Origin of the sequence: Streptomyces sp. NPDC013187, assembly GCF_042899705.1 — a bacterium.
GTDB classification, from domain to species: domain Bacteria; phylum Actinomycetota; class Actinomycetes; order Streptomycetales; family Streptomycetaceae; genus Streptomyces; species Streptomyces hawaiiensis_A.
The window spans coordinates 419,814-444,987 of record NZ_JBIBAF010000002.1 but is presented as its reverse complement, the minus strand read 5'-3'; the positions used below and the strand labels follow the sequence as shown (position 1 = coordinate 444,987).

At 72.2% G+C, this 25,174-nt stretch carries 21 protein-coding genes, 1 tRNA gene and 1 pseudogene; 10 read left to right on the top strand and 13 right to left on the bottom strand.

The window, feature by feature from the left end; genetic code table 11:
- Positions 1 to 80 precede the first annotated feature (80 nt).
- The gene (locus tag ACFY5B_RS05140) at positions 81 to 1,199 is read left to right on the top strand and encodes an LLM class flavin-dependent oxidoreductase (protein WP_389964687.1); all 1,119 of its coding nucleotides are present in this window, start codon (positions 81 to 83) and stop codon (positions 1,197 to 1,199) included.
- On the opposite strand, the gene ACFY5B_RS05135 is transcribed toward ACFY5B_RS05140, so the two are convergent.
- Positions 1,169 to 3,034, bottom strand: a complete 1,866-nt coding sequence (locus tag ACFY5B_RS05135) for a putative bifunctional diguanylate cyclase/phosphodiesterase (protein ID WP_389964684.1) — start codon at positions 3,032 to 3,034, stop codon at positions 1,169 to 1,171. The two genes, ACFY5B_RS05140 and ACFY5B_RS05135, sit on opposite strands and share 31 nt — an antisense overlap.
- 277 nt (positions 3,035 to 3,311) lie before the next feature.
- On the opposite strand from ACFY5B_RS05135, the gene ACFY5B_RS05130 reads away from it, so the two are divergent.
- Positions 3,312 to 4,607: a M6 family metalloprotease domain-containing protein gene (locus ACFY5B_RS05130; RefSeq protein WP_389964682.1), complete on the top strand. Its 1,296-nt coding sequence runs from the start codon at positions 3,312 to 3,314 to the stop codon at positions 4,605 to 4,607.
- Between the two features lie 55 nt (positions 4,608 to 4,662).
- Here the strand turns inward: ACFY5B_RS05130 and ACFY5B_RS05125 are convergent.
- From ACFY5B_RS05125 to ACFY5B_RS05095, 7 genes are all read right to left on the bottom strand, one after another.
- Positions 4,663 to 4,739: transfer RNA gene (locus ACFY5B_RS05125), tRNA-Lys, on the bottom strand.
- A complete protein-coding gene (locus ACFY5B_RS05120; protein WP_389964679.1) occupies positions 4,730 to 5,428 on the bottom strand; it encodes a bifunctional DNA primase/polymerase in 699 nt (232 codons plus the stop codon). Before ACFY5B_RS05120 ends, ACFY5B_RS05125 begins: the two co-directional genes overlap by 10 nt.
- A 134-nt stretch (positions 5,429 to 5,562) precedes the next feature.
- A complete protein-coding gene (locus ACFY5B_RS05115) occupies positions 5,563 to 5,931 on the bottom strand; it encodes a hypothetical protein (RefSeq protein WP_389964676.1) in 369 nt (122 codons plus the stop codon).
- 156 nt (positions 5,932 to 6,087) lie between these two features.
- Positions 6,088 to 7,422 (bottom strand): AAA domain-containing protein, encoded by a 1,335-nt coding sequence (locus ACFY5B_RS05110; protein WP_389964673.1) that lies wholly within the window; start codon positions 7,420 to 7,422, stop codon positions 6,088 to 6,090.
- Positions 7,419 to 9,011: a hypothetical protein gene (locus ACFY5B_RS05105; RefSeq protein WP_389964670.1), complete on the bottom strand. Its 1,593-nt coding sequence runs from the start codon at positions 9,009 to 9,011 to the stop codon at positions 7,419 to 7,421. Before ACFY5B_RS05105 ends, ACFY5B_RS05110 begins: the two co-directional genes overlap by 4 nt.
- The gene (locus tag ACFY5B_RS05100; protein WP_389964667.1) at positions 9,002 to 10,264 is read right to left on the bottom strand and encodes a hypothetical protein; all 1,263 of its coding nucleotides are present in this window, start codon (positions 10,262 to 10,264) and stop codon (positions 9,002 to 9,004) included. The genes ACFY5B_RS05105 and ACFY5B_RS05100 overlap by 10 nt, the downstream gene beginning before the upstream one ends.
- Positions 10,215 to 11,216: a phosphatase PAP2 family protein gene (locus ACFY5B_RS05095; protein WP_389964664.1), complete on the bottom strand. Its 1,002-nt coding sequence runs from the start codon at positions 11,214 to 11,216 to the stop codon at positions 10,215 to 10,217. The genes ACFY5B_RS05100 and ACFY5B_RS05095 overlap by 50 nt, the downstream gene beginning before the upstream one ends.
- A 187-nt stretch (positions 11,217 to 11,403) precedes the next feature.
- Here ACFY5B_RS05095 and ACFY5B_RS05090 point away from each other — a divergent pair, with 187 nt between their 5' ends.
- Positions 11,404 to 11,997: a histidine phosphatase family protein gene (locus ACFY5B_RS05090; protein WP_344453962.1), complete on the top strand. Its 594-nt coding sequence runs from the start codon at positions 11,404 to 11,406 to the stop codon at positions 11,995 to 11,997.
- 188 nt (positions 11,998 to 12,185) lie between these two features.
- On the opposite strand, the pseudogene ACFY5B_RS05085 reads toward ACFY5B_RS05090, so the two are convergent.
- Positions 12,186 to 13,637 (bottom strand): annotated as a pseudogene (locus ACFY5B_RS05085) (hypothetical protein).
- Positions 13,638 to 13,933: 296 nt separating this feature from the next.
- Between ACFY5B_RS05085 and ACFY5B_RS05080 the strand changes: the two are divergent.
- A complete protein-coding gene (locus ACFY5B_RS05080; RefSeq protein WP_389964661.1) occupies positions 13,934 to 14,329 on the top strand; it encodes a hypothetical protein in 396 nt (131 codons plus the stop codon).
- 144 nt (positions 14,330 to 14,473) lie between these two features.
- Positions 14,474 to 15,343, top strand: coding sequence for a spermidine synthase (locus tag ACFY5B_RS05075; RefSeq protein WP_389964658.1), 870 nt, complete (start codon positions 14,474 to 14,476; stop codon positions 15,341 to 15,343).
- A gap of 102 nt (positions 15,344 to 15,445) precedes the next feature.
- Here the strand turns inward: ACFY5B_RS05075 and ACFY5B_RS05070 are convergent, their stop codons facing one another.
- The gene (locus tag ACFY5B_RS05070; RefSeq protein WP_389964655.1) at positions 15,446 to 15,982 is read right to left on the bottom strand and encodes a hypothetical protein; all 537 of its coding nucleotides are present in this window, start codon (positions 15,980 to 15,982) and stop codon (positions 15,446 to 15,448) included.
- Between the two features lie 131 nt (positions 15,983 to 16,113).
- On the opposite strand from ACFY5B_RS05070, the gene ACFY5B_RS05065 reads away from it, so the two are divergent.
- The 5 genes from ACFY5B_RS05065 (at position 16,114) to ACFY5B_RS05045 (ending at position 21,606) form a co-directional block, all read left to right on the top strand.
- Positions 16,114 to 16,812, top strand: coding sequence for a response regulator transcription factor (locus ACFY5B_RS05065; protein ID WP_104779775.1), 699 nt, complete (start codon positions 16,114 to 16,116; stop codon positions 16,810 to 16,812).
- On the top strand, positions 16,809 to 18,206 hold the full coding sequence (locus tag ACFY5B_RS05060) for a sensor histidine kinase (protein WP_389964652.1): 1,398 nt from the start codon (positions 16,809 to 16,811) through the stop codon (positions 18,204 to 18,206). Before ACFY5B_RS05065 ends, ACFY5B_RS05060 begins: the two co-directional genes overlap by 4 nt.
- 186 nt (positions 18,207 to 18,392) lie before the next feature.
- Positions 18,393 to 19,706, top strand: a complete 1,314-nt coding sequence (locus ACFY5B_RS05055) for an ABC transporter substrate-binding protein (RefSeq protein WP_389964649.1) — start codon at positions 18,393 to 18,395, stop codon at positions 19,704 to 19,706.
- A 32-nt stretch (positions 19,707 to 19,738) separates the two neighbouring features.
- Positions 19,739 to 20,722 carry a carbohydrate ABC transporter permease gene (locus ACFY5B_RS05050; RefSeq protein ID WP_389964646.1) on the top strand — a complete coding sequence of 328 codons (984 nt, stop codon included), beginning with the start codon at positions 19,739 to 19,741 and terminating at the stop codon, positions 20,720 to 20,722.
- Complete coding sequence (locus ACFY5B_RS05045) at positions 20,719 to 21,606, top strand: carbohydrate ABC transporter permease (RefSeq protein ID WP_389964643.1); 888 nt, start codon at positions 20,719 to 20,721, stop codon at positions 21,604 to 21,606. Before ACFY5B_RS05050 ends, ACFY5B_RS05045 begins: the two co-directional genes overlap by 4 nt.
- A gap of 106 nt (positions 21,607 to 21,712) precedes the next feature.
- Here ACFY5B_RS05045 and ACFY5B_RS05040 read toward each other — a convergent pair whose 3' ends face one another.
- The 3 genes from ACFY5B_RS05040 to ACFY5B_RS05030 form a co-directional block, all read right to left on the bottom strand.
- Positions 21,713 to 23,149 carry a GH1 family beta-glucosidase gene (locus tag ACFY5B_RS05040; protein ID WP_389964640.1) on the bottom strand — a complete coding sequence of 479 codons (1,437 nt, stop codon included), beginning with the start codon at positions 23,147 to 23,149 and terminating at the stop codon, positions 21,713 to 21,715.
- Positions 23,150 to 23,241: 92 nt separating this feature from the next.
- A complete protein-coding gene (locus tag ACFY5B_RS05035) occupies positions 23,242 to 24,150 on the bottom strand; it encodes a carbohydrate ABC transporter permease (RefSeq protein ID WP_389964637.1) in 909 nt (302 codons plus the stop codon).
- Between the two features lie 12 nt (positions 24,151 to 24,162).
- Complete coding sequence (locus ACFY5B_RS05030) at positions 24,163 to 25,170, bottom strand: carbohydrate ABC transporter permease (protein ID WP_389964634.1); 1,008 nt, start codon at positions 25,168 to 25,170, stop codon at positions 24,163 to 24,165.
- Positions 25,171 to 25,174: the final 4 nt, after the last annotated feature.

Sequence of the window (25,174 nt, the reverse complement as noted above, 5' to 3'; positions counted from 1 at the left end):
CCGCCGGGGAATAACCGGAGACAGTCCCCTGTTAGGGCCGGAACGACAGCAACACGGCCCACAGCAGGAGGCACCCCACCGTGGCGGCAGACGAGACACGCGGCGCGGCAGACGAGATACGCGGCGCGGCACAGGGCGGCGCCCCCGTCCCCCTCTCCGTACTGGACCTGGTCACCGTGGGGGCCGGCCGCACCGCCTCCGACGCCCTGCGCACCAGCGTCGACCTGGTCCGCCTCGCGGAGCACCGCGGCTTCCACCGCTACTGGGTCGCCGAGCACCACTCCATGCCGGGCGTGGCCTCCTCCTCCCCGGCCGTGATCCTGGCCCACCTCGCCGCCCACACCGACCGCATCCGGCTCGGCTCGGGCGGCGTGATGCTGCCCAACCACGCCCCGCTCGTCATCGCCGAGCAGTTCGGGACGCTGGAGGCCATGGCCCCGGGCCGGATCGACCTCGGCCTCGGCCGCGCCCCCGGCACGGACGGGGCCACCGCCGCCGCCCTGCGCCGCACGGAACGGCTGAACGAGGGCGCCGACGACTTCCCGCAGCAGCTCGCCGAGCTGACCCGCTTCCTCGACGACGACTTCCCGGACGGCCATCCGTACCGCCGTATCCACGCGGTCCCCGGCCCGGTCCAGGCCACGTCCCCCGGCGGCGTCCAGTCCCCGCACCGCCCGCCGCTCTGGCTGCTCGGCTCCTCCGGCTTCAGCGCCCGTCTGGCCGGTGCCCTCGGTCTGCCCTTCGCCTTCGCGCACCACTTCTCGGCGCAGAACACGATCCCGGCCCTGGACCTGTACCGGGAGTCCTTCCAGCCGTCCGCCGTGCTCGACGAGCCGTACGCCCTCATCGGCGTCTCCGCGCTCGCCGCCGACGAGGAGCGGGAGGCCCGCCGGCAGGTGCTGTCCGCCGCCCTCAGCATGGTCCGGCTGCGCACCGGCCGCCCCGGCCTCGTGCCCACGCCGGAGGAGGCGGAGGCCTACGAGTTCAGCCCCATGGAGCGCGAATTCGTCGACTCCTGGAACGCCAACGTCATCCACGGCACCCCGGACGAGGTCCGCTCCGGCCTCGACGACCTCGCCAAGCGCACCGGCGCCGACGAGCTGATGATCACGGCCAACGCGCACGGCGGCGACGTCCGCGTACGCTCCTACGAACTCATCGCCGACGCCTACGGCTTGCCGACGCCCGCCTCCGCCTGAACGTCCGGCGTGCCCAGCAGCTCGGAGATACGGTCCGGCGGCACCGGACGGGAGTAGAGCCAGCCCTGTCCGGTGTCGCAGCCGATGCTGCGCAGCCGGGTCGCCTGCGCCGAGGTCTCCACGCACTCGGCCGTGACGGTCAGCCCGAGCCGGTGCGCGAGCTGGATCATCGCCTCGACGACGACCGCGTCGGCCGGGTTCGCGCGGGCGGCCGCCTCCCGGTCGTCGTACTGGAAGCCGCGCACGAACGAGCCGTCCAGCTTCAGCACCGACACCGGCAGCCGGCTCAGATACGCGAGGTTCGAGTAGCCGGTGCCGAAGTCGTCGATGGCGATCCGCACCCCCATGTCGCTGAGCGCCTTCAGGGTCTGCAGCGGGCGTCCCGCCGAGCCCATCACCGCCGACTCCGTCAGCTCCAGCTGCAGCAGGTGCGGCGCGAGCCCCGTCTCGGCCAGCGTCTCCGCCACGTCGGCCACCAGGTCCGAGTCCCAGACCTGCCGCACCGCCACGTTCACGCTGACGAAGATCGGCGGCTCGTCCGGGTGGTCCAGCTGCCACCGCCGGGCTTGCCCGCAGGCCGTACGCAGCACCCAGCGGCCCAGCGGGACGATCGAACCGTCCTCTTCCGCGAGTCCGATGAACCGATTCGGCGTCAGTATGCCGAACTGAGGATGATTCCAGCGGATGAGCGCCTCGACCCCGTGCAGCCGGTCGTCCTCCATGCCCACCAGCGGCTGGTACTCCAGCCGGAACTCGCCCCGGTCGATGGCCGGCCGGAGCGTGGAGGCCAGGGCCTGGCGGGTCATGCGGTGGGCGTTGCGCTCCGGGTCGAACAACGTCCAGCGGGCCTTGCCGTCCGCCTTCGCCCAGTAGAGCGTGGTGTCGGCCGCCTGCATCAGCGCGGTGGGAGTGGTGCCCGCGGCGTGCCGCTCCACGACCCCGATCGACGCCGAGACCGACAGCCGCTGCCCGGAGATGTCGAACGGGTCCTGGACCGCGCGCAGCGCCGACTCGGCCAGTTCGGCCAGTTGTTCGGTGCCCGTGGAGTCCTCGACGAGCAGCGCGAACTCGTCACCGCCGAGCCGGGCCACCAGCGGGATGCTGGTCCGTGAGTGCCCCGCCTCGTCAGCGCAGCGCATGAGGCGCTCGGCGACGGCGGCCAGCAGCCGGTCGCCGACGCGGTGCCCGAGGGTGTCGTTGATGGCCTTGAAGCCGTCCAGGTCCAGGTAGCACAGCCCGATCCGGCCCGTGCCGCTCTGCTCGTAGGACTCCGCCTCCAGCGCGGCCGACAGGCGTTCGAAGAACAGCGTGCGGTTGGGCAGCCGGGTCACCGGGTCGTGCATCTGCAAGTGGCGCAGCCGGGCCTGGAGTTCCCGGCGGGCGCTGATGTCGGCGACGGACAGCAGTACGCCGCTGTCCTCGGCGGGCAGCGGGGTGACCGTCACCTGCACCCACAGCGAGTGCCCGTCGGGGTGCTTGAGCCGGCGCGTGCAGCGCAACCGGGACTGCCGGCCGCGCAGCACCTCGCGGTAGGCGTGCCAGGTGCGGGCGTCCGAGGTGAGGTCGACCAGGTCGGCGGCGACGGATCCGACCGGCCCGTCGGGGCCGGTGCCGAGCAGCACGGTGAGCGCGTCGTTGGCGCTGACGACCGTGCCCTCGCGGTCCACGACCGCCATGGCGAGCGGGGCGGCCGTGAAAACCGAGCGGTAGGGCTGCCGGGATGGCGGCTCGGTACGGGGAGACGTGTCGATCTCACTCTCTGTGACGACCGGCCGGTCCAGGTCTGCCGCGGGCGCCGGCCCTTCGGAGGTTCCGCTCACCGCTCGCTCCCGCATGTATTCGATCTCTGTCCGTGCAGGAAAGGTCAGGAAAGTGTGCCGATCATAGAGGCTGTCCCCAGGGCCTTCCAGCCGGTGGCCGGTCTTCCCGGCCAGCCGGCCCTTCTGCCAGATCGTTTCTGCACGCACCTGGACGGCTTCTTCAGGCCCCCGACCAGTTGTGACGTTCTGTGAGTGCTTCGGGGGTGTCGGCTTCCGTGATTTTTCGGCCCCTTCACCCGACCGGTGCAGGCAAACAGGACGCGGTACGACAAATCATCACAGGCTGGGTGCGGTGTCCCGCGAACCGTACCCGGAGGTCCCCGTGCCGCGTCCGTTTCCGCGCGCCCGACTGCGCAGCACCGCGGCCGTGTTCACCACCATGTCGGCACTCGCCGCCACCTCCCTCGGCGCCGGTCCCTCGGCCGCCGAGCCCGACTCGGCCGCGCCCTGCGCCCTGACCCGGACCGACGCCCATCACTCGGAGGGCCTGGACACCTGGAACGCCGCCTATCCGCGCCCGGCCCGGTCCCTGGACGCGGTCATGGTCTTCCTGTCCTTCCCGGACTCCCACCCGCTGACCACCCCGCAGGAGCTGACCGCCGACCACTTCCCGGCCACCACCCGCTTCTTCGAACGGGCTTCCTACGGCCGCTTCACCCTGCGCCCGCACGCGCTGCGGCACTGGCTCCAGATGCCGAAGCCGTCCGCCGCGTACGACATAAAGCGGGACTGGAGCCCCGCGCACCGGGCCGCCTACCTGCGCGACGCCCTCTCCGTGGCCGACCCCCGGGTCGACTTCTCGCGCTACGACGTCGTGTACTTCGTCGCCGACCCGGACGCGCCCGGCGTGGACTCGGACGCGACCAAGGTGGTGAATCTGACGAGCCCGCTGCGAGCCGACGGCACCGACCTGCGCCGGATCGTCACGGTGTTCGAGCAGCATCCGCCGGACCGGCTCGTCCTCGCCCACGAGACCGGGCACGTGTTCGACCTTCCCGACCTGTACCACCGTCCGGCGGACGGCAAGGGCGACTGGGACACGCATGTCGGCGACTGGGACCTGATGGGCAGCCAGTTCGGACTCGCGCCCGACCTCTTCGCCTGGCACAAGTGGAAGCTGGGCTGGCTGGACTCACGGCAGGTGCGGTGCGTGCGGGACGCCGGGCCCGCCCGGCTGACCCTGGAGCCGCTGACGGCGGGGCCGGTGGCGCCGGAGGCGGGGGCCGCGGGGGCGCAGGCCTTCGGGCTCGGGCGGGGCGCCAAGCTCGCCGTCGTGCGGACGGGGATCGACAGCGTGCTCGCCTTCGAGGTGCGGGGGTCGGTGGGCAACGACGCGGCCGCGTGCCGGCAGGGGGTACTCGTGTACCGGGTGCGGGGCGGGGCGCAGTCCGGTGGCGGGCCCATCCAGGTGATCGACGCCCATCCGCGCACCGACGCCTGCTGGGAGGACTCCGTCTACCCACCCCTCGCGGACGCCCCGATCGGTATCGGGGAGAGCTTCACGGTGCCGGGGGAGGGAGTGCGGGTGAAGGTGGAGGGGCGCACGGCTTCGGGGGCGTGGACGGTGAAGATCGCGGTGGGGCGCTGAGGTGTTCCGGGACACGCAAGAGGCCCCTCGCTCTCGCGAGGGGCCTCTTACCGTCTGGTGCGCCGCCAGGGACTCGAACCCCGGACCCGCTGATTAAGAGTCAGCTGCTCTAACCAACTGAGCTAGCGGCGCCTGCTGACGTCGTAGACCTTAGCACCCTGGTCGGCGGGAGGAAAAATCGAAATCCGCACCGCCGAGCGGGCCGCTCGGACGGCCGCCCAGAGCAGTACCTCGGGGCCGGGCAGCCAGGGCTGACGGGTGTCGGGTGCGACGAGCCAGCGGGTGGCGGAGCGGGTTGCGGACCGGGCGGGGGCGGTGGGTCCGGTGGGCGCCGGGCCGGACGGTGCCGGGCCGGCGGGGGAGGTGCTCTCGGACGGTGCCGGGCCGGCGGGGGAGGTGCCCTTCGACGGGGGCGGGACGGTCACCGCGTCGCCGGTGCCGTGGCAGAGCAGTGGTGGTACGGCGTTCGTACGGCAGGCCTCCCGGGTGTCCCGGCCCTGGTCGCGGGTGCCCCACTCCTCCCACTCCAGCAGTACGGGGAGTCGCTGCGCCGTCCCCGGGGCGGCGAACAGCAGCATCCGGCCCCGGAACTCCGCGACCGGCCCCGAGCCGGGGCCGTCGTCCCAGAGCCGGTCGAGCATGCGCCGGCCGAACATCGCGGGGGCGCTGACCACGTCGAAGACCGAGCCGCAGGGCAGCACGACCGGCGCGTCCGGCCGCTCCTCCCAGAGGGCGAGCGTGCTTCGCGGATACGTTCCTGCCGAGGCGAGCCAGGCGGCCCCGTCCGGGGTGACATCGGAGGCGTTCCATGCGCTGCTCATGGCGACCATGTCTACCGGCCGTGAGCGTGCGGCTCCCGAGGGTTGCCGGAAATCGGGACAGGAGGGGGTGGGAGGGAGTATCTTGCCCGCCTGGCATATGCCACGTGATCGGGAAGGGTGGCTGCAGGGGCGTGTCAGGCGGTGCCGCCGGGCCCCCGGCCCTCGACGCCGCCCCGCATCAGATCCCGCCCGAACTCGACCATCTTCTTGGCGTAGTCCTCGGTCCACTCGGCCCGCTCGGCGATGTCCGCCGTCGTCAGCCGGTCGAACCTGCGCGGATCGGCCAGCTGCGCCGCCGCCATCGCCTGGAACTCCACCGCCCGGTCCGCCGCGGCGCGGAACGCCAGCGTCAGCTCCGTCGCCCGGGACAGCAGCGCCCGGGGGTCGTCGATCGACTCGAGGTCGAAGAAGTGCTCAGGGTCGGAGGCCGCCTCCGCGGGCTCGAAGAGCAGGGGCGCGGGGCGTAGCCGCGGTTCGTTCCGACGCGGCGTGGGCTCCGCCATGTCTTCTCCTCCTCGTACGTCGCGCTGACCCTCTCGGTGGAGTGGGCCACCGTCCATTGTCTCGCGGGCGCGCAAGTGGGCATCGCGGTAGTGGTACGGCCGCCACACCCCCCGGTGTTCGTCAGAACCTCGGGGGCGCGGCGCTTTCCGGCCAGATCACGGTCGCCACCCGACTCGGTGTTCCGCCAGGTGCGCCAGCACCGCATGGTTCGCCTCCCACCCGTCAGGGAACTTCACCACCGTCCCGAGCTGGACCGGCTCCGTCGACGGGTAGTCGTCCAGGAGGCCGGTCACGCCCGCCCGGCAGACCACGATGCAGGCGTGGCGGTGGCGGGAGGCCAGGACGCAGAGGCGGCCCGTCTCCAGGTGGAAGGCCGTCGCGTCGGGGCGGCCGGAGAGGGGGTGGAGGACCACCGTGACGTCGTACTCGCGGCCCTGCAGCCGGTTCGCCGTGTCCACGACCACCTCGGTGACGCCCAGATCCGCCAGGGCCGCGCGGATCGCGGCCGCCTGGTCCCGATGGGCCGTGCCGACGGCGATCCGGTCCGCCGTGAGGGGCGAGGGACCGGAAGAGCGTTCCGAGGTCGCCGCACCCGCCCGGTCCAGCAGGCGCCGAACGACCGTGGCCACCGCCCGGACCGCCTCCGGGTCCGTGCGCGGCGTGTGCCGGGCGGGCAGCTCCAGCAGGCCCCAGCCCGACTCGGCCGCCTCGTCGATCACCCGGTCGGGACCCGAGCCGTCCGACGGCACACCGAAGGCCAGGGTCCGGTCGCCGGGGCCGGTGCCGCTGCGGAACGGCGTGTACGGGTAGAACGCGTCCGAGACCAGGGGCGCCGCGGAGGCCGGGAGCCGCCAGGACACCGGCAGGCGGTGCTGGGGCAGGTCCGGGTTGTGCGCGAGCAGGGTCGTCACCGCCGAGGCCGACGGGTCGTACGCCAGGCCCGCCCACTGCTCGCCGCCCACGATCGCGAACGGATCCAGCTGCCCCGGGTCGCCCACGAACAGCGCCCGCTCGAACAACCCGGCCACGGCGAGCAGCGCGTCCGAGCGCATCTGGTACGCCTCGTCGACGATCGCGTGCCGCCACGGCTCGTCGACCTTGACGTGCGCCCACTTCGCCGCCGTCGAGAGCACCACCGCCAGCCCGGCGAGGTCGGCCGCCTTGGCCGACGTGCGTACGTTCGGCAGGTCGTCGAGCGCCTTGTCGTACGGGTCGGAGTCGCTGCTGTGCAACCGCCCCACCGGCAGCTCGGGGCTCTTCTCGGCGAGCCGCAGGACGAGGTCGTCGACCTGGGCGTTGGTCTGCGCGACCACCATCAGGGAGTGGCCCGCCTCCGCGAGCTCCAGGGCCGCGCGGACCACCAGCGTGGACTTGCCCGCGCCCGGCGGGGAGTCCACGACGACACCGCGCGCGGTCCCGTGCAGCGTGTCGTGCAGGATCGCGTCGGTGGCCTGCGCAGCGGCGGCCGACGGGTCGAACACCGTGGTCACAGCACATCCTCCTCGGTCACCGGATCCGCGGCCTCCAGGGCCGGCTCACCCGGCGGCCCGCCGTGCGTCCACGGCGTCTCCTCCGGGTCGGGCAGCTTCGCGCCGCCCCGCTGCTCGTGCTCGAAGAGCGTGAAGCAGACCCGGTCGCCCTTCTCCGGCACCGACCCCGGCTCGGGGTCCTTGCCGCGGCCCATCTTGTCGAGGATCCGCAGGACGACATACGCGCCGTCCTCCTCGGCCGCCACGAACTCCGCCGACTGCGGCTTCCCGCCGAGCGACCGGTACACCTTCGTACGCTCGCCGAGGTACGGCCGGTCGTCCGTGCGCACCGTGACCAGGGGGCGGGGGCTCGGCCGCTTGCCCTCGCTGTACGCCATCACGACGTCGGTGACCTCACCGGCGAACGCCTCCCCGGACAGCCGCCGACCCGCCATCACCAGCGGATCGTCGAGGGCCTCCTGTGCCTCCAGCCGGGCCTGTTCACGCTCGCGCGTGGCGAGCTTGTTGGCCGCGGTGACCGCGTCGTCGCGGCGCGGCTGCGGGGGCTCACCGGCCAGAACACGGTCGCGGTGGCCGGTGAACGACCAGCGGTCCCGGGTCCACCGCTCCTCGACGCGCGCCCCCTCGGGCAGCTCCCGCAGCAGGTCGAGGCCCCGCCAGACCGCGTCCCAGGTGGGCCGGGTGCGGCTGAGCACCAGGTCGCGGACCGCCCGCTCGGCGGCGGTCAGCGCCCCGAGCCGGTCGTCGGCCTCCAGACCGTCCTCGGCCGCGGCGAGGGCGGTGCGGGCCCGGTCGTAACGCTCGATGGCCGGGGCGAGCAGCTTGTTGTCGAACGCCGGGTCGGTGGCCGGACCGGCCGGCGGGCAGGTCAGCTGTCCCTGCGCGTCCCGCTCCAGCTCGGCCCGCAGCGCGGCCTCCGCGCCGGTGCCGCCCTCCGGCGGGTCGATCCAGGCGAGCAGCGCCCCCAGATGCTGGTCCTCCAGGGTGGACTGGCCGGTCACCCAGTGCCGGCCCAGGACGTCGGTCATCGCCAGCAGCAGCGAGGAGCCGGGCACCCGGGCCCGCTCCCCGAAGTGCGTCAGCCACCGCCCCAGCAGCGGCACGCGCGGCGGCGCCGGATAGGGAGCGTCCGGGTCCTGCTCCGCGGTCCGCCGGAACCGCATCGAGCGCCCGAGCAGCCGCACCAGGTCGATGCCCGCCCGGCTCGGCACGATCAGCTGGGGCGCGTCCGCGCACAGGTCGACCTCGACCTTGACGCGCTTGCCGGTCTCCGGGTCGGTCTCGGTGCGCTCGGCGGCCTCCACGGCGTCGGCGTATGAGTCGACGTACGGCAGCACGACGTCGGCCAGTTCGGCCAGGAACGCGAACCTCAGGTCGCGGTCCCGGGGCTGCGGGACGGCCAGCAGACGCGGCGCGTCCCGGTCGGTGCCGACCAGCGCGCCGAGCGGGGCACCGGCCTCACCGGCGGTGGTCAGCGGCACGAACACCAGCGGGCGGTCGCCGAGATGCCGGTGCCGGACGGTGGCGGCGGGCTGGGCACGGCCCGTGCTGACGGCCTCGAGGCGGGCCAGGGTGGAGATCAGCGACACGCCGCCTCCAGAGCCTCGGCACGCAGGGCGGCCGCGCGCCGCAGGGCCGCCACCGCCGGGTCGTCGGGATCGCCCGCCTCGCCGCGCGCGGCAGCGAGGACGTCCTCGACGGTGGTGAGGCCGCCCAGCTCCGCCCGTACCGGCCGCCCGAGCGAGGTCACCGCGCCCTCCTGGCGGGAGCGGGTCCGGCAGTGGAAGGCCAGCTCGCACGCGGACAGACACTCGGGCGCGTACGTCGCCGGGACCGACTCCACGGCCGCCGTCAGCGCCTCGGCGGGCAGCTCGGGCGAGAAGCAGGTGCCCTCGGGCAGTGCGTCGGCGATGTCCTCGATGCGGGTCAGCCGGGCCAGCTGGCGGGCCGTCACCGCCCGCTGCTTGCGGATGTCGACGGCGGAGGCGGCCGGCAGATTGGAGAAGTCCCGGGGACAGACCAGCAGGACCCGGTGCCGCACCCGCGGCACGGGCACGGCCGCCCCCTCGGCACCGGCGCCTCCCTCCGGCTCCGTGCCGAGCCGTGCGGCGCTCCCTTCCGGCTCCGTGCCGAGGCGCGCGGCGCTCCCTTCCGGCTCCGTGCCGAGCCGGGCGGCGCTCCCTTCCGGCTCCGTGCCGAGCCGTGCGGCGAGCTCCTCCAGCGCCAGCACGTACACCGCCGCCTGGCGGGCCGCCGCCCCGACCTTCGCCGGGTCCGCCGAACCGTCCAGCAGCGGAAAGGACTTGATCTCCACGACCGTCCAGCTGCCGTCCGGGTGCACCACCACCGCGTCCGGCTCCAGGAACGCCGGGGAGCCCGCCACGTCCAGCGCGAGCATCGGATGGTCGAGCAGCGTCCAGGCGCCGGGGTGCGCGGTGGCCTCCCGCAGCTCCAGCTCCGTACGGGCCGTACGCCCCCGGGGGCCGGTCGCCGTCAGGTCGGGCACGCGCGCGTCCACGGGCGGCTCGGCGGACCGGTCGAGCTTCTCGTGCACCAGCCGCAGCAGCTCCGCGCCGCCGTCGGCCTTGACCTTCGCCTCGAACGCGTTGCCTCTGGTGAGCGCGAACTGCGACTGCCCGAAGGCCGACGGCGAGCCCAGCGCGCTCGCCAGCGCCGCCTTGTTCACCCCGGCGCCGTCGAGGATCGCGCGCCGCTCACAACCGGGGTTGGCGGCCAGCGCCGCCAGAGCGCGCGCGTCCAGTGCCTTCGCGGGTACGTCGGGGCCGCGCAGCTCAGCGAGCCGGTGCCGGAGCGCCGTCCCCCGCGTCCTTGGGGGAGGCACCCGGCTCGGCTCCCGCTCCGAGCCGCGACTCGCGCTGCCGTGGAATTCGCTCACCCGCGGAAGTCTGGCATCCGCCACTGACAATCGAGGAACCTGCGGTGGGAGAGACAGCGGGGGATCCGGCGGGAGACGCGGCGGGGGAGTCCGTCGGAGAGGCCGCCGCGACCGGTGCCACCGGCCGCACGAACCGCGCCTTGACCCGGTCCGAGGTGCGCATCACCAGGGGTGCCAGCAGCAGCCCGGCGCCCATGACGGCCGCGCCCGCGACCGCGTCGAGGAAGTAGTGGTTGGCGGTGCCCATGACCACGATCGTCGTGATCAGCGGGTAGGCGACAGCGGCCGCCTTCGTCGCGCGCGTGCCGCCGTAGCGCCACAGCATCACTCCGCACCACAGGGCCCAGCCCACGTGCAGACTCGGCATCGCCGCGTACTGGTTGGTCATGTTCCCCATGCCGCGTGGTGCGCTGGCCGCGCCTCCCCACCAGCCGTAGGAGCTGTACTGGGCCATCGTGTCCACGAAGCCGTGGCTCGCGTCGAGGAGCCGGGGCGGGCAGGTCGGCAGCAGCGTGAAGCCGATCAGACCGATGAGGGTGGAGGTCATCAGCCAGGTGCGTGCGGCGCGGTAGCGCACGGCCCGGGAGCGGAAGAGCCACACCAGGACGGCCGGTGTGACCAGGTAGTGCAGCGACGCGTACCAGAAGTCGGCGGGTATCCCGATCCACGCCTCGCGCGTGAAGAGACGGTTGAGCGGGTGCTCGAAGTTGAGGTACAGCCCCTTCTCGAACCGCAGGATCGTCAGACCGTTGTCGACGGCGCCGGAGACGTCGCCGCGGGCGAGGAGCCGGCCGGCCGAGTAGCACGCGTACACCAGAAGGATCAGCGGCAGCTCGGTCCACCAGCGCAGCCTGGGCGCGGGGGCCGCCTCGGTGCCCGGTGTCTCGGTGTGCGGCATCCGATCGTCCTCCCCCTTCGTCATCACGCGTAACCCGTTCGGCCGTGCCACTGTACGGCGTGGGCGCACGACCCGGGGTGCGCCTCCGGCCTTCGAAGACGCAGAGATCGCCCCCCGGGTTGCCCCCGGAGGACGTGCGCGATGATGGAGGAGTTCCCCTTGCGTTGTTCTTCCGGAAAGGTGCCTCATGGCCGCGCGCATCCTGCTGGCCCGCCACGGACAGACCGAGTGGTCCCTGTCCGGCAAGCACACGGGCAGGACCGACGTGCCGCTTCTGGAGGAGGGCCGCCGCGGCGCCAAGCTGCTCGGCGAGCGCCTGCACCGGGCGCCGTACGAGGGCCTGGACGGTGTCGAGGTACGCACCAGCCCGCTGGCACGCGCGCGTGAGACCTGCGAGCTGGCCGGCTTCGGTGACCGCGCGCGTACCTGGGACACATTGCTGGAGTGGGACTACGGGACGTACGAGGGCATGACCCCCGCGGACATCCAGGCCGTCCGGCCCGGATGGCTGATCTGGCGCGACGGCGTGCCGGGCGGGGAGTCGCTCACCGAGGTCACGGCCCGGGCCGACGAGGTGGTCTCCTGGGCCCGCTCCGAGGACCGCGACGTCCTGGTCTTCGCCCACGGGCACATCCTGCGCTCCATCGGGGCGCGTTGGCTCGGCCTCCCGATCGACTTCGCGGCCCGGATACGGCTGAACCCGACGTCGCTGTCGGTGCTGGGCTGGGCCTACGGGGAGCCGGCGATCGAGAGCTGGAACGACGTGGGACACCTCGCGTAGTTCTCAGGCCTCGCGCGGCCGTCGGCACCAAGGCCACGCGCGACCGCCGGACTCAGGCCTCGCGCGGCCGTCGGCACCAAGGCCACGCGCGACCGCCGGACTCAGGCCTCGCGCGGCCGGGCCCAAGACATGCGCGGCCGGTTCCCAGACCTCGCCCGGTCGGCTCCCCTGCCATGCGCGACCGGCTCTCAGGCCATGCGTGGCGCCGAGGCATGCCGTTCCAGGAACGCCGTCACCCCGGTGGCCCGGCGATGCGGCCGAAGTACCCGGGCCGTCGCCGCCAGCATGGTCTGGACCCGGGACGACTGGACCTCCTCCAGCAGATCCAGCACCCGCATCCCCGCCACCGCCGCCTCGTCCGGACGGCCACCGCGCGCGAGGTCGTCGGCCAGCTCCGCCGTGTACAGGGCGATGTTCCGGGTGAAGTGGGGATCCTGCAGCTCGGCCGCCCTGCGCGCGTGCCGGGCCGCCCGGGGCCAGTCGCCCAGCGTGGACCAGCACTGCGCCTCCAGGCCCTCCAGTTCGGCCTCCCCGTAGAAGCTCATTCACTCGGGGTCGGCGTCCGAGGGGCCCCGTTCGAAGAAGGCCTGCGCCCGGACCAGTGCCTGCTCGCACCCGACGCGGTCGGCGAGTCCGGCCCAGCCGCCCGCCTCGCGCAGCGCGAGCAGCGACATCAGCCGGGCCGAACCCACGGGCCGGGCGACGCGCTGCGCGGCCTGGGCCGCCCGGACCGCCTCGCGTGGCCGGCCCGCGTCGCGCGCGAGGAACGCCGTGTTGCAGAAGGCGTGCGCCTCCAGTCCGGGATCCCCGGTCATCCGGGCGGTCGCCAGGGCCTCCGCGTAGTGCGAGCGGGCGTCGTCGAAGCGCCCCGAGTCGTGGGCCAGCCAGCCCACAGAGATGGCCAGTTCACCGGCGCCCGAGTAGAGCCGGTCAGCCGTGGTCTGCCGGGTCGCGCCGGCGTCCAGCAGGGCGTATGCGGCACGCAGCGGGGCGGCGGCGCGGCGGTAGAGGCCGTCGGCCCCGTGCCGGTCGTCGAGCAGCCGGATACGGCGGACGGCTTCTTCCAGGGCACCCGCGTCGCTCGCCCCGGCGCGGCGCACGGGGCGCTGTGCCGCCGCGGCGCCGCGGGCGAGGCCCACGGGCCCCAGTGAGGCGGCGGCCACCGTGGCGCCTCCGCCGGTCATGAACGCGCGACGTAGCACGTCGCTCTCCTCGTAGGTGTCGTGCGGGTGGTGCGGGTCGTACGGGTTCCGCGTTTCATACGGCTCGCACGCCCTGTCGGTCTCACTCGTGGCGTTCGCCCGGTTCGCGGTGCGCGGCAGGGGCGCGTCCTCGGTGTCGCGCGCCCGGCGCCCGCGTACCGACGAGCGGGGCGCGAACCCGAGGTCCGTGAGTGTGCGGCCTGGGAACATGTGCAGGAACACCCGTTCGTACGCGTAGTTGGGGCAGCGGATCTCGCCCGCTTCGACCCGGCCGATGTATCGCGCGTCACAGCTGACCTGCTCGCCGATCTCGAGCCCGGCCCGGCGGATCGCCGCGGCGAACTCGGCCGGCGAGCGCTGTCCGCGCAGCCGCCGGAAGGCGAGATTCGGCCGTGGCGGCCGGTTGGGTTGAGACGAGGTCACCGTTGACGACGCCATGGCCGGGTCCTCCCGTGCGAACCGTCGAACCATGCCGGACGCGGGTGACTTGTGGTGGGTTGTCCGCATGATCCGCCCCGTGTCCGGCGAGCAAGAACGTACCTGCTGTGATGGAGTCGCCACGCTGGGTTTGGCTACAAACCGGATATCTCATCCGTGATCTGCCATGAAGTGCCATCCTTTGCGGCTGACTTCCGCCGTAGCCGTTGACGCCTCGCCGCGTTGAACCTCGCGGACCGGGAGGCCCCCGACTCCCGACCGCTCGTCCAAGCAGGGGTTTTCGTGGTGGAGGCCGGATGGAGACCAGCCGGATCAGCGATCCTCGTACGCCGCCGGGCGCACCGGCGGCCGGCTGTGATGTGGTGACGGTGCCGGCCCGGCAGGGGCTGGAGGCGGTCGACATCCTGCGCCGGGGGCCGGCGGACGCGGTGGGCCCCGTCCTGCACGACGACGGCGGCGACACCCTGGGCTTCCTCGTGCCGCCGGGGACGGCCGCCGCGTGGGACGTGCCGGGGAGCACCTGCACCAGGACCGACGGACGTGGACCGGACCTGGCGCCCGAGCCTCCCGTCGACGGCTCGGACTGGCTGCTGCCGCCCGGCGAGGCGGACCTCGCGACCGACCCCGCGGTGCTGCGCGAAGCCCTGGGGGAGGCCGCCCGGATGATCAGGGCGGCGGACAGCTGCCGCTGATGCCCCCTCGCCCCCGGCGACCGGAGCGTACGCCCCGCTCGGTAACCCCGCCGGACCGTCCTCGCTCAGCCCCGCTGGAACGCCCTGGCTCAGCCCCCGCCGGAGCGTACTCCCCGCTCAACGGCCCACCCCGATAATGACCCCATGGGAAAGTCCAAGGGCGGCCGGCGCAGGCAGGCCGGTGCGGAGGCCGTCGTCCAGAGCGTGGATGGCGGGCTCGCCGAGCTCATCCCCGACCGCGAGCGGGCCCGGGCCTGGACCCTGGTGATCGACGGGGCCCCGCAGTCGCACGTCGACCTGGACGACCCGGCCTACCTGTCCTTCGAGTACCAGCGCCGCCTCGGCCATGTGATCGACCTCGTCGCCCCGCCCGGACGGCCCCTGCACGCCGTGCACCTCGGCGGCGGCGCCCTCACCCTCGCCCGCTACGTCGCCGCCACCCGGCCCCGTTCCACCCAGCAGGTCGTCGAACGGGACGGCCCCCTCGTCCAACTGGTCCGCCGCGAACTGCCCTTGGATCCGAACGCGCGCATACGGGTGCGCTCCACCGACGCCCGCGAGGGCCTCGCCAAAGTGCCGGACGGCTGGGCCGACCTCGTCATCACCGACGTGTTCAGCGGGGCCCGGACACCGGCCCACCTGACCTCGACCGAGTTCCTCGACGACGTGCGCAGGGCGCTCAGGCCCGGCGGTGTCTACGCCGCCAACCTCGCGGACGGACCGCCGCTCGCCCATCTGCGCGGCCAGATCGCCACCGCCGCCGCCCGCTTCGAGCAGCTCGCGCTGGTCGCGGATCCGGCGGTGCTGCGCGGCAAGCGCTTCGGAAACGCCGTCCTGGTCGCCTCCGACCACCCGCTGCCCGTCGCCGAGCTGACCCGCCTGGCCGCCTCCGACCCGCACCCCGCCCGGGTCGAACACGGCAGGACCCTCACCGACTTCACCGGCGGGGCCGCGCCCGTCACGGACCTCGCGGCGGTGGCGTCACCGGCGCCACCCGCATCGGTGTTCAGATGACCGGCTGCGGCGCTCAGCAGACGCGCTGACCGGCTACGGCGCTCAGCAGACGCGCTGACCGGCCACGACGCTCGACGGGTGCCGACGGCCCCCCCACGGCACTCAGTAGGTCCCGATCTCCACCCGCGGCGGCCCGTCGTGCCAGGTGCAGAACACCGACACCCGGTCCGCGCCCGAGGAGAACTCCACGCGGATCCACGACTCCGTCTTCCACACCTGCATCGACCAGCCCGCCCCGGGCGTCGCCGAGACCAGCGAGGCGGACGTCTTCCCGAGGTCGAAGACCGCCCGGCCGCCGTCGGTGTCGTAGCTTCTGACCCGGCCGGAAGCGGCGGGGGCGGTGGTGTCGGCCGACGGCGTGGGGGAGGGGCTGGGGCTGCCGGCCGCCGGAGGCGTGCTCGGCTGTCGCCGCTTCGGCGCGGGCGTCCGTCCCGGCGGCGTGGCCGACGCCTTCGGCTCCCGCGTGGGCGATGCCTTCGGCTCCCGCGTGGGCGATGCGTCGGCGGCCTTGATGGGCAGGGCGCGCGGCGGGTCGTAGGCCGTGCCCGCCATCACCGTGTGGACACCCCACCACGACAGCGTGACCGCCGCGCCCGTGGCGAGCAGCCAGGCCAGTACGTGTACGAGTCCTCTGCGCATCGCGGGCCATACTGCCTCACACGCCCCACGCGTGGCCCGCAAACGGCGTGCTGCGGGGGTCGGTTGTCCCCAGCCGGGGAGTTGTCCACAGCCCCGCACCCGGCTGTTCGAGATGGCGTACGGTGCGGCGCATGGCAAGTGTGCTCGTGGTCGAGGACGACCAGTTCGTACGCTCGGCGCTGATCCGCCACCTGACCGACGCCTCGCACACCGTGCGCAGCGTCGGGACGGCGCTGGAGGCGCTGCGCGAGGTCGCCCACGTCCGCTTCGACGTGGTGATCCTTGACCTCGGACTGCCCGATCTCGACGGGTCCGAGGCCCTGAAGATGCTGCGCGGGATCACGGACGTGCCGGTGATCGTCGCCACCGCCCGGGACGACGAGACGGAGATCGTCCGGCTGCTCAACGCCGGGGCGGACGACTACCTGACCAAGCCCTTCTCGGTGGAGCACCTCTCGGCCCGCATGGCGGCCGTACTGCGCCGGGCCCGCTCCGGCGCCGCGGAAGGGGAGCCGTCCCCCGCGATCCGGGTCGGCGGGCTGACCGTCGACCCGCTGCGCCGCCAGGCCGAGCTGGACGGCGCGCGACTCGACCTCACCCGCCGCGAGTTCGACCTGCTCGCCTTCCTGGCCCGCCGGCCCGGCGTCGTCGTCCCCCGCAGGGAACTGCTCGCCGAGGTGTGGCAGCAGTCCTACGGCGACGACCAGACCATCGACGTCCATCTGTCGTGGCTGCGCAGGAAGTTGGGCGAGACGGCGGCCAACCCGCGCTACCTGCACACCCTTCGGGGCGTCGGCGTGAAGCTCGAACCACCGGGGGCGCCGCGATGAGGTGGGCCCTGGTCAAGGTGTCGCTGGCGGTGACCACCATGGTCGTGGTCGCCTTCGCGGTGCCGCTCGGACTCGTCATCCGCGAGATGGCCCGCGACCGCGCCTTCTCCAATGCCGAGCGGGAGGCCGCCGCCGTGGCCCCGGCCCTGTCCATCACCACCGACCGCGACCAGCTCGAACGGGTCGTCGCCGCCGCCGGTTCCGACGCCGGAATGGCCGTGCACCTCCCCGCGGGCGACGGCCAGGAGGCCCTCGAACTGGGGCGGCGGCGCGCCGCCGACGAGGACATCACGGCCGTGCGCAAGCTGGGCCGCGCCTCCACCACCGGCGTCCCGGGCGGCTCGACGCTGCTCCAGCCGGTCGCGCTCAGCACCGGCAAGATCGCGGTCGTCGAGGTGTACGTGCCGGAGCCCGACGTCACCAACGGCGTGGGCACGGCCTGGGCCGTGCTCGCCGCGGTCGGGGTGGCGCTGATCCTCGGCTCGGTCGCGGTGGCCGACCGGCTGGGCGTCCGCATGGTCCGGCCCGCGCAGCGCCTGGTCGAGGGGGCGCACGACCTGGGAGAGGGGCGGCTCGGCGCACGCGTGCCCGAGGAGGGCCCGAGCGAGCTGCGGCTCGCGGCGGTCGCGTTCAACTCGATGGCCGACCAGGTCGTCCAGCTCCTGGCGAACGAGCGGGAGCTGGCGGCCGACCTGTCCCACCGGCTGCGCACACCCCTGACCGTGCTGCGGCTCAACACCGCCTCGCTCGGCGAGGGACCGGCCGCCGACCAGACCCGGACCGCGGTCGAGCAGCTGGAGCGCGAGGTCGACACCATCATCCGTACGGCCCGGGAGGCCAAGCCGCAGACGGCCGCGGCCGGTCCGGGCGCGGGATGCGACGCGGCCGAGGTGGTCCGGGAGCGGATGGCCTTCTGGTCGGCGCTCGCGGAGGACGAGGGCCGTAAGTGGCGGGTGGCCGGGGCCGACCGGCCGGTGCGCATACCCGTGGCCCGCGCCGACCTGGCCGCCGCGCTCGACGCGCTGCTCGGGAACGTCTTCCGGCACACCGCGGAGGGCACCGCCTTCGCGGTCGACGTGCACAACGGCGAGGACGCGGTGATCGTCCTCGTCTCCGACGCCGGCCCGGGCATACCCGACCCCGAGACGGCGATGGCGCGGGGCCGCGGCTCCGGGAGCGACGGCTCGACGGGGCTGGGCCTGGACATCGTGCGCCGACTCGCGGAGTCCACCGGCGGGGACGTACGGATCGGCTCCTCGGTGCTCGGCGGGACCGAGGTGCGGATCTGGATCCAGCTGGACGGCCGCGCCCCGGCCGGCAGCGGGCACCGGCAGATGCGGCGGCGCCGCCCCGGCAGGTTCACTGCCGTGTACAACCGCTCTCGGTCCCGCTGAGCGCTCCCGACCTCGCGTCTTCACGGGACGGTCACGTTTCGACAAATGGAGGCAACAGCTCTTGACGCATGGCCGGACATACGGCTGTCATTGCGCCACCGTGTTCGGTCAAGTTGGTTTCTGGTCGATTGCGACTGGATTTCACGCCACACCCTCATGGCCGGACCCTGCCTTCAGGAGCAGTTCATGCACGACCTCTCTCCCTCCGGTCTCTCCCTCCCCGCGCCCAGCCGCCGCACCCTGCTGCGCGGAGTGGGCGGCGCGGCCCTGCTCGGCGCCGGAATACCCCTGCTGAGCGCCTGCGGCGGCAGCGGCTCGTCCGCCGACCCGAAGACGGTCAGTCTCGGCTCCAACTCGTCCGACGCCGTGCCGAAGAAGGCGTTCGCAGAGATCTACGCCGCCTTCACCAAGAAGTCCGGCATCAAGGTCGACGTGAACACCAAGGACCACAACACGTTCCAGGAGCAGATCAACTCCTACCTGCAGGGCACGCCCGACGACGTGTTCACCTGGTTCGCCGGCTACCGCATGCAGTTCTTCGCGTCGAAGAAGCTGGCCTCCCCGATCGACGACGTGTGGCAGAAGATCGGCGGCAACTTCCCCGAGGCGATGCAGAAGCTCAGCAAGGGCGAGGACGGCAAGTACTACTTCGTGCCGCTGTACACGTACCCGTGGGCGGTCTTCTACCGCAAGAGCGTCTTCGCGCAGCACGGCTACAAGGTGCCCACCACCTGGGACGACTTCGTCGCCCTGTGCAAGCGGATGAAGAAGGACGGCCTCGTCCCGATCGCCTTCGGCGACAAGGACGCCTGGCCCGCGATGGGCACCTTCGACCAGATCAACTTCCGCACCAACGGCTACGACTTCCACGTCGAGCTGATGGCCGGCAAGGCCTCCTGGACCGACGCCAAGGTGCGCAAGGTCTTCGACCACTGGACGGAGCTCCTGCCGTACCACCAGGAGGGCGCGGTGGGCCGCACCTGGCAGGACGCGGCCCAGACGCTGGTGGCCAAGAAGGCCGGCATGTACCTGCTGGGCACGTTCGTCGGCCAGCAGTTCACCAACAAGGCCGACCTCGACGACCTTGACTTCTTCGCCTTCCCGGAGATCGACCCGCAGTTCGGGCAGGACACCGTCGAGGCACCCACCGACGGCTTCATGCTCTCCAAGGCCCCGAAGAACCGCGACGGCGCGATCAAGCTCCTGGAGTACCTGGGCACGCCCGAGGCCGAGCAGATCTACCTCAAGGCCGACTCCAGCGTGGTGGCCGCCTCCACCAAGGCCGACACCTCCAGCTACACCGCGCTGCAGAAGAAGAGCTTCGAGATGATCTCCGGCGCGAAGAGCCTCACCCAGTTCATGGACCGCGACTCCCGCCCGGACTTCACGTCCACGGTGATGCAGCCCGCGCTGCAGAACTTCATCCGCAACCCGAAGAACGTCGACAGCATCCTCTCGTCGATCGAACGCCAGAAGAAGACGATCTTCGCCTCCTCCTGACCGAACGGAGACTCGACGACTCGGATCAAGACATGACTGCCACCCCCGCGAAGGCTCCGGAGCCGGCCGCCCCGCCGGCTTCGGGGCCCGCCCCCACGTCCCCGCCCGCCAAGACGCCCCATGGACACCGGCGTCTGCTCACCCGCCGCGACCGCCTCACGCTCGGCCTGATGGCCGGGGTGCCGACGATCCTGCACGTCCTGCTCGTCTGGCTCACGGCTCTCGCCTCGATCGCGCTGGCCTTCACCACCTGGGACGGCATCGGCTTCGACTCCATCAAGTGGGTCGGACTGCAGAACTTCAAGGAGCTGTTCACCAGCAACCCGCAGTTCTGGCCCGCCGTCGAGCACAACATCATCTGGTTCGTGGTGCTCATCCTGCTGCCCACGCCCTTCGGGCTGTTCCTGGCCGTGCAGCTGGACAAGAAGATCCGCTTCAGCCGCGTCTACCAGACCGCGTTCTTCCTGCCGGTGGTGATGTCGCTGGCGGTCATCGGCTTCGTCTGGCAGCTGATCTACAACCCCGACACCGGCCTGATCAACAGCATCATCGGAGCCAACAAGCCCGGCCACTACATCGACTGGATCGGCGACCCGGACCTCAACCTGTGGGCCGTACTCATCGCCGCGTCCTGGCGGCACGCCGGCTACATGATGATCCTCTACCTGGCCGGCCTGAAGAGCGTCGACCCGGCCCTGCGCGAGGCCTCCGCCCTGGACGGGGCGAACGAGTGGCAGACGTTCAAGAACGTCGTCTTCCCGACCCTTCGCCCGACCAACACCGTCGTGCTGGTCGTCACGATCATCGAGGCGCTGCGCGCCTTCGACCTGGTCTTCGTCTTCAACAAGGGCGCCCAGGGCACCGAACTGCTGTCGATCCTGGTGACCAACAACATCATCGGCGAGTCCAGCCGCATCGGATACGGCTCCGCGATCGCCGTCGTCCTGCTGGTCATCTCGCTCGCGGTGATCATCCCCTACCTGATCGCCACCTTCCGGAAGGAGCGGCGCGCATGACCACCCTGAGCGCACCGGTCAAGCAGCGCACCCCGATCCGCCCCGCCCGGGTCCTGCTGCACACCTTCCTCGTCGTCACGGCGCTGGCCTGGCTCGCGCCCCTGCTGTGGGCCCTGCTCGCGGCGATGCGCCCGTACGCGGAGACCAGCAACAAGGGCTATGTCTCCTGGCCCGACAAGCTCACGTTCGACAACTTCACCAACGCCTTCCAGCAGTCGGACATGCTGCACTACTTCGGCAACACGCTGCTGATCGCGGTCCCGGCCGTGCTGCTGACGCTGCTGCTGTCGTCGATGGTCGCCTTCTACGTCAGCCGCTTCGACTTCCGGCTCAACCTGTTCCTGCTGCTGGTGTTCACGGCCGGCAACCTGCTGCCCCAGCAGGTCATCATCACCCCGCTGTACCGCCTGTACCTGCTGATCGACCTGCCCGGCATCACCATGAGCGGCAAGCTCTACGACTCCGCACTCGGCCTGGTGCTGATCCACGTGGCGTTCCAGTCCGGCTTCTGCGCGTTCGTGCTGAGCAACTACATGCGCTCCCTGCCGCACGAACTCACCGAGGCCGCCCTGGTCGACGGCGCCTCCGTCTGGCGGCTGTACTGGCAGATCGTGCTGCCCCTGTGCAAGCCCGCGATGGCCGCCCTGGCCACCCTGCTCTCCATCTGGATCTACAACGACTTCTTCTGGGCCATCGTCCTGATCTCCACCGGCGAGAACATGCCGATCACCTCGGCGCTGAACAACCTCTCCGGCCAGTACTTCACCGACCCCAACCTGGTCGCCGCCGGCGCCCTGCTCACCGCGATCCCGACCCTGATCGTCTACTTCGCGCTCCAGCGCCAGTTCGTCAGCGGCCTCACCCTGGGCGCCAACAAGGGCTGACGGCCCCGCCCGGCGGGGGAACGCGGACGCGCGCCCACTGCTGAGGCCCGGCCGGGGCGCGGCACTCCCCTAATCGTGCCGCGCCCCGCCCCCCGTCCCCCGTCGGTCAGACCGCCTCGACCTCCGGCAGCGTTCCCGTCCGTGCCGCCTGCCCGTACCACCGGGCACTCGTCTTCGGCGTGCGTTCCAGCGTCGCGTAGTCCACGTACACCGCGCCGAAGCGCTTGCCGTAGCCGTACGCCCACTCGAAGTTGTCCATCAGGGACCACAGGTAGTAGCCCCGGACGTCCGCGCCGTCGGCGATCGCGCGGCGGACCGCCGAGAGATGGCCGTGCAGGTAGGCGACCCGCTCCGGGTCGTGCACCCGGCCGTCGGAGTCGATCTTGTCGTCGTAGGCCGCGCCGTTCTCCGTGATGTACAGCGGCAGGCCCGGCGCCTCCCGGGTGTAGCGCATGATCAGCTCGTGCAGGCCGGTCGGGTCGATCGTCCAGCCCATCTCCGTGCGGTCGCCGGGCGTCTGGTGGAACGCGACGTCGTCGGCGGCCGGCCACGGCGAGTGGTCGCTCGCCCCGTGACCGTCGGCGCGCGGTGCCTTCGCCGACACGTCCGCCGCCGAGACCAGTGCGGGCGTGTAGTAGTTGAGGCCCAGCGCGTCCAGCGGCTGGTTGATCAGCTCCAGGTCGCCGTCCAGGACGTAGTCCCAGTCCGTCAGGCCCGCCGTCGCCACGTACAGCGACTCCGGGTAGGCGCCGTGCAGCATCGGCCCGTGGAACACGCCGTTGGCCAGATCGTCGATCCTGCGGACCGCGTCCAGATCCGCCGGGTCCTGCGACAGCGGCCTGATCACCGAGGAGTTGAGGCTCACCGCGACCGTGTTGCGGGCCGGCATCACCGAGCGCAGCGCGGACGCGCCCAGCCCGTGTGCCAGATTCAGGTGGTGCGCGGCACGCAGCGAGGCCGCCGGGTCCGTACGGCCCGGGGCGTGCACCCCGGAGGCGTAGCCCAGGAACGCGCTGCACCACGGCTCGTTGACCGTGATCCACTGCTCCACCCGGTCACCCAGGGCCTCGCCGGCGATCTGCGCGTACTCCGCGAACCGGTACGCCGTGTCGCGCTCCGGCCAGCCGCCCGCGTCCTCCAGATCCTGCGGCAGGTCCCAGTGGTACAGCGTGATGGCCGGCTTGATGTCCTTGGCCAGCAGCTCGTCCACCAGCCGCCGGTAGAAGTCCAGCCCCTTCTGCACGGCAGGGCCCCGGCCGGTCGGCTGCACCCGCGACCACGACATGGAGAAGCGGTAGGCGCCCAGGCCCAGCTCCGCCATCAGCGCCACGTCGTCGCGGTAGCGGTGGTAGTGGTCGACAGCGATGTCACCGTGGTCGCCGCCGGCGGTCTTGCCCGGCGTGTGGCTGAAGGTGTCCCAGATCGACGGCGTCCGGCCGTCCTCCCGCACAGCACCCTCGATCTGGTACGCGGACGTCGCCGCGCCCCACAGGAAGGCGGGCGGGAAGGTCACCGGAGTGGCCGGGTTCTCGGAGTCAGGCATGGAAGCGCTCCCAAAAGGGGTCGTGTGGACCGACGAGCGGATGGGGGGAAAGGGGCCGAGGCGGCAATGGCTCGGCCCCCGGGAAGCAGGACTCAGCCCTTGACGGCGCCCTGCATGATGCCGCCCACGATCTGCTTGCCGAAGATCGCGAAGACCAGCAGCAACGGCAGCGTGCCCAGCAGCGCGCCCGCCATGATCAGGGACTGGTCGGGGGTGTAACCGCGGCCCAGACCCGCGACGGCGACCTGCACGGTCGGGTTGCCGGTCTGCGTCAGCACCAGGAACGGCCAGAGGAAGTCGTTCCAGGTCTGCACGAACATCAGCATTCCCAGCACGGCCATCGCGGGCCGCGCGGTGGGGAACACCACATGCCAGACCACACGCCAGCTGCTCGCCCCGTCGACGCGGGCGGCTTCGATGATCTCGTCCGGCAGCGCCTGGATCAGGTACTGCCGCATGAAGAACACGCCGAACGCACTCACCAGGGACGGGAAGATCACGGCCTGGAGTTGGTCCGTCCAGTCGAGCTTGGCGACCATCATGTACAGCGGGATGATGCTGAGCTGCGGCGGCACCATCATCGTGCCGATCACGATCAGCATCGCCGCGCCGCGGCCCTTGAAGCGCAGCTTGGCGAAGGCGAATCCGGCGATCGTCGACAGGAACACGATGGTGAGCGACGAGATGCCGGCCACCAGCGTGGTGTTGAGGAACGCCTCGCCCAGATTGGCGTCCGTCCAGGCCACTTCGAGTTTGTCGAAGAGGCCGGAGCCGAACCAGAACGGCGGCGGAGTCTGCGCCAGACGCTGGTTGTCGCGCGAGGCGGCGATCGCCGTCCACACCAGCGGGAACAGCGAGATCACGGTGAACAGGGCGAGGATGACGTAGGCCACCGGGCCGGCGTGCAACTGCCCGCCCGCGCGTGCCGCCTTCATGCCACGTGACCGCTTCGGCGGCTCGGGGACCGCGTCGGCCGGGGGTTTCGTCAGGGTCGTCGTCACGGCCGGTTCTCCTTAGCTACTGGCGCGCAGCCGGCGCGAGATGACGTAGTTGACGACCCCGATCACGATGAGGATCAGGAACATCGTCCAGGCGATGGCGGAGGCGCGGCCCAGGTGCTGGTTGATCCAGCCCTGCTCGTACAGGTAGAGGCCGAGTGTCTGGAACTGGTGCTGGGATCCGCCGGAGGCGCCCTTGTTCGCGTCGAACAGCAGCGGTTCACCGAACACCTGTGAGGCGCCGATGGTCGACACCACGACCGTGAACAGGATCGTCGGACGCAGCGAGGGCAGCGTGACGTGGAGGAACTGCCGCCAGCGGCTGGCTCCGTCCAGTGCCGCCGACTCGTACAGGTCCTGCGGGATCGCCTGCATCGCGGCCAGGTAGATCAGCGCGTTGTAGCCCGTCCAGCGCCAGATGATGATGCTGGACACGGCGATCTGGGACGGCCACTTGTCGTTCTGCCAGTCGACGTGGTCGAAGCCCACGGCGTTCAGCACCCAGTTGATCATGCCGTAGTCGCGGCCGAAGAGCAGCACGAAGACCAGCGAGGCGGCGGCGATCGAGGTGGCGTAGGGGGCGAGCATCACCACGCGGTAGAAGGTGGAGCCGCGCAGCTTGTAGTTGAGGATGTGCGCCAGGCCCATGGCCATCAGCAGCTGCGGAACCGTGGAGATGATGCCGATGGTCAGGGTGTTCTTCGCCGCGTTCCAGAAGAAGTCGTCGTCGAAGATACGGGTGTAGTTGCGCAGGCCCACCCAGGACATGTCCGTGGGCGCCGTCAGCTCCACCTGGTGCAGCGAGGCCCAGCCGGTGTACAGCAGCGGGAACAAGCCGAACGCGAGGAAGAGCAGGAAGAACGGCGAGACGAACGCGTACGGGCTCCACCGCATGTCGCGCTGCCAGCGGCGGGAGAGCCGGGCGCGCTTCTTGTTCGCCGCCTCGACGTCGGCCGGCGGGCGGCCCGGGGCCGCGCCCCCCTCCTTCACGGGGGGCGCGGCGGTGTCGTGCCTGGTCGCCATTCCG

What these genes read in the sequence shown, in the direction of transcription:
- ACFY5B_RS05135 (WP_389964684.1), bottom strand. Translation starts at nt 3,034, where the DNA reads ATGCGGGAGCGAGCGGTGAGCGGAACCTCCGAAGGGCCGGCGCCCGCG.
- ACFY5B_RS05120 (WP_389964679.1), bottom strand. Translation starts at nt 5,428, where the DNA reads ATGAGCAGCGCATGGAACGCCTCCGATGTCACCCCGGACGGGGCCGCC.
- ACFY5B_RS05115 (WP_389964676.1), bottom strand. Translation starts at nt 5,931, where the DNA reads ATGGCGGAGCCCACGCCGCGTCGGAACGAACCGCGGCTACGCCCCGCG.
- ACFY5B_RS05095 (WP_389964664.1), bottom strand. Translation starts at nt 11,216, where the DNA reads ATGCCGCACACCGAGACACCGGGCACCGAGGCGGCCCCCGCGCCCAGG.
- ACFY5B_RS05090 (WP_344453962.1), top strand. Translation starts at nt 11,404, where the DNA reads ATGGCCGCGCGCATCCTGCTGGCCCGCCACGGACAGACCGAGTGGTCC.
- ACFY5B_RS05080 (WP_389964661.1), top strand. Translation starts at nt 13,934, where the DNA reads ATGGAGACCAGCCGGATCAGCGATCCTCGTACGCCGCCGGGCGCACCG.
- ACFY5B_RS05075 (WP_389964658.1), top strand. Translation starts at nt 14,474, where the DNA reads ATGGGAAAGTCCAAGGGCGGCCGGCGCAGGCAGGCCGGTGCGGAGGCC.
- ACFY5B_RS05070 (WP_389964655.1), bottom strand. Translation starts at nt 15,982, where the DNA reads ATGCGCAGAGGACTCGTACACGTACTGGCCTGGCTGCTCGCCACGGGC.
- ACFY5B_RS05065 (WP_104779775.1), top strand. Translation starts at nt 16,114, where the DNA reads ATGGCAAGTGTGCTCGTGGTCGAGGACGACCAGTTCGTACGCTCGGCG.
- ACFY5B_RS05060 (WP_389964652.1), top strand. Translation starts at nt 16,809, where the DNA reads ATGAGGTGGGCCCTGGTCAAGGTGTCGCTGGCGGTGACCACCATGGTC.
- ACFY5B_RS05055 (WP_389964649.1), top strand. Translation starts at nt 18,393, where the DNA reads ATGCACGACCTCTCTCCCTCCGGTCTCTCCCTCCCCGCGCCCAGCCGC.
- ACFY5B_RS05050 (WP_389964646.1), top strand. Translation starts at nt 19,739, where the DNA reads ATGACTGCCACCCCCGCGAAGGCTCCGGAGCCGGCCGCCCCGCCGGCT.
- ACFY5B_RS05045 (WP_389964643.1), top strand. Translation starts at nt 20,719, where the DNA reads ATGACCACCCTGAGCGCACCGGTCAAGCAGCGCACCCCGATCCGCCCC.
- ACFY5B_RS05040 (WP_389964640.1), bottom strand. Translation starts at nt 23,149, where the DNA reads ATGCCTGACTCCGAGAACCCGGCCACTCCGGTGACCTTCCCGCCCGCC.
- ACFY5B_RS05030 (WP_389964634.1), bottom strand. Translation starts at nt 25,170, where the DNA reads ATGGCGACCAGGCACGACACCGCCGCGCCCCCCGTGAAGGAGGGGGGC.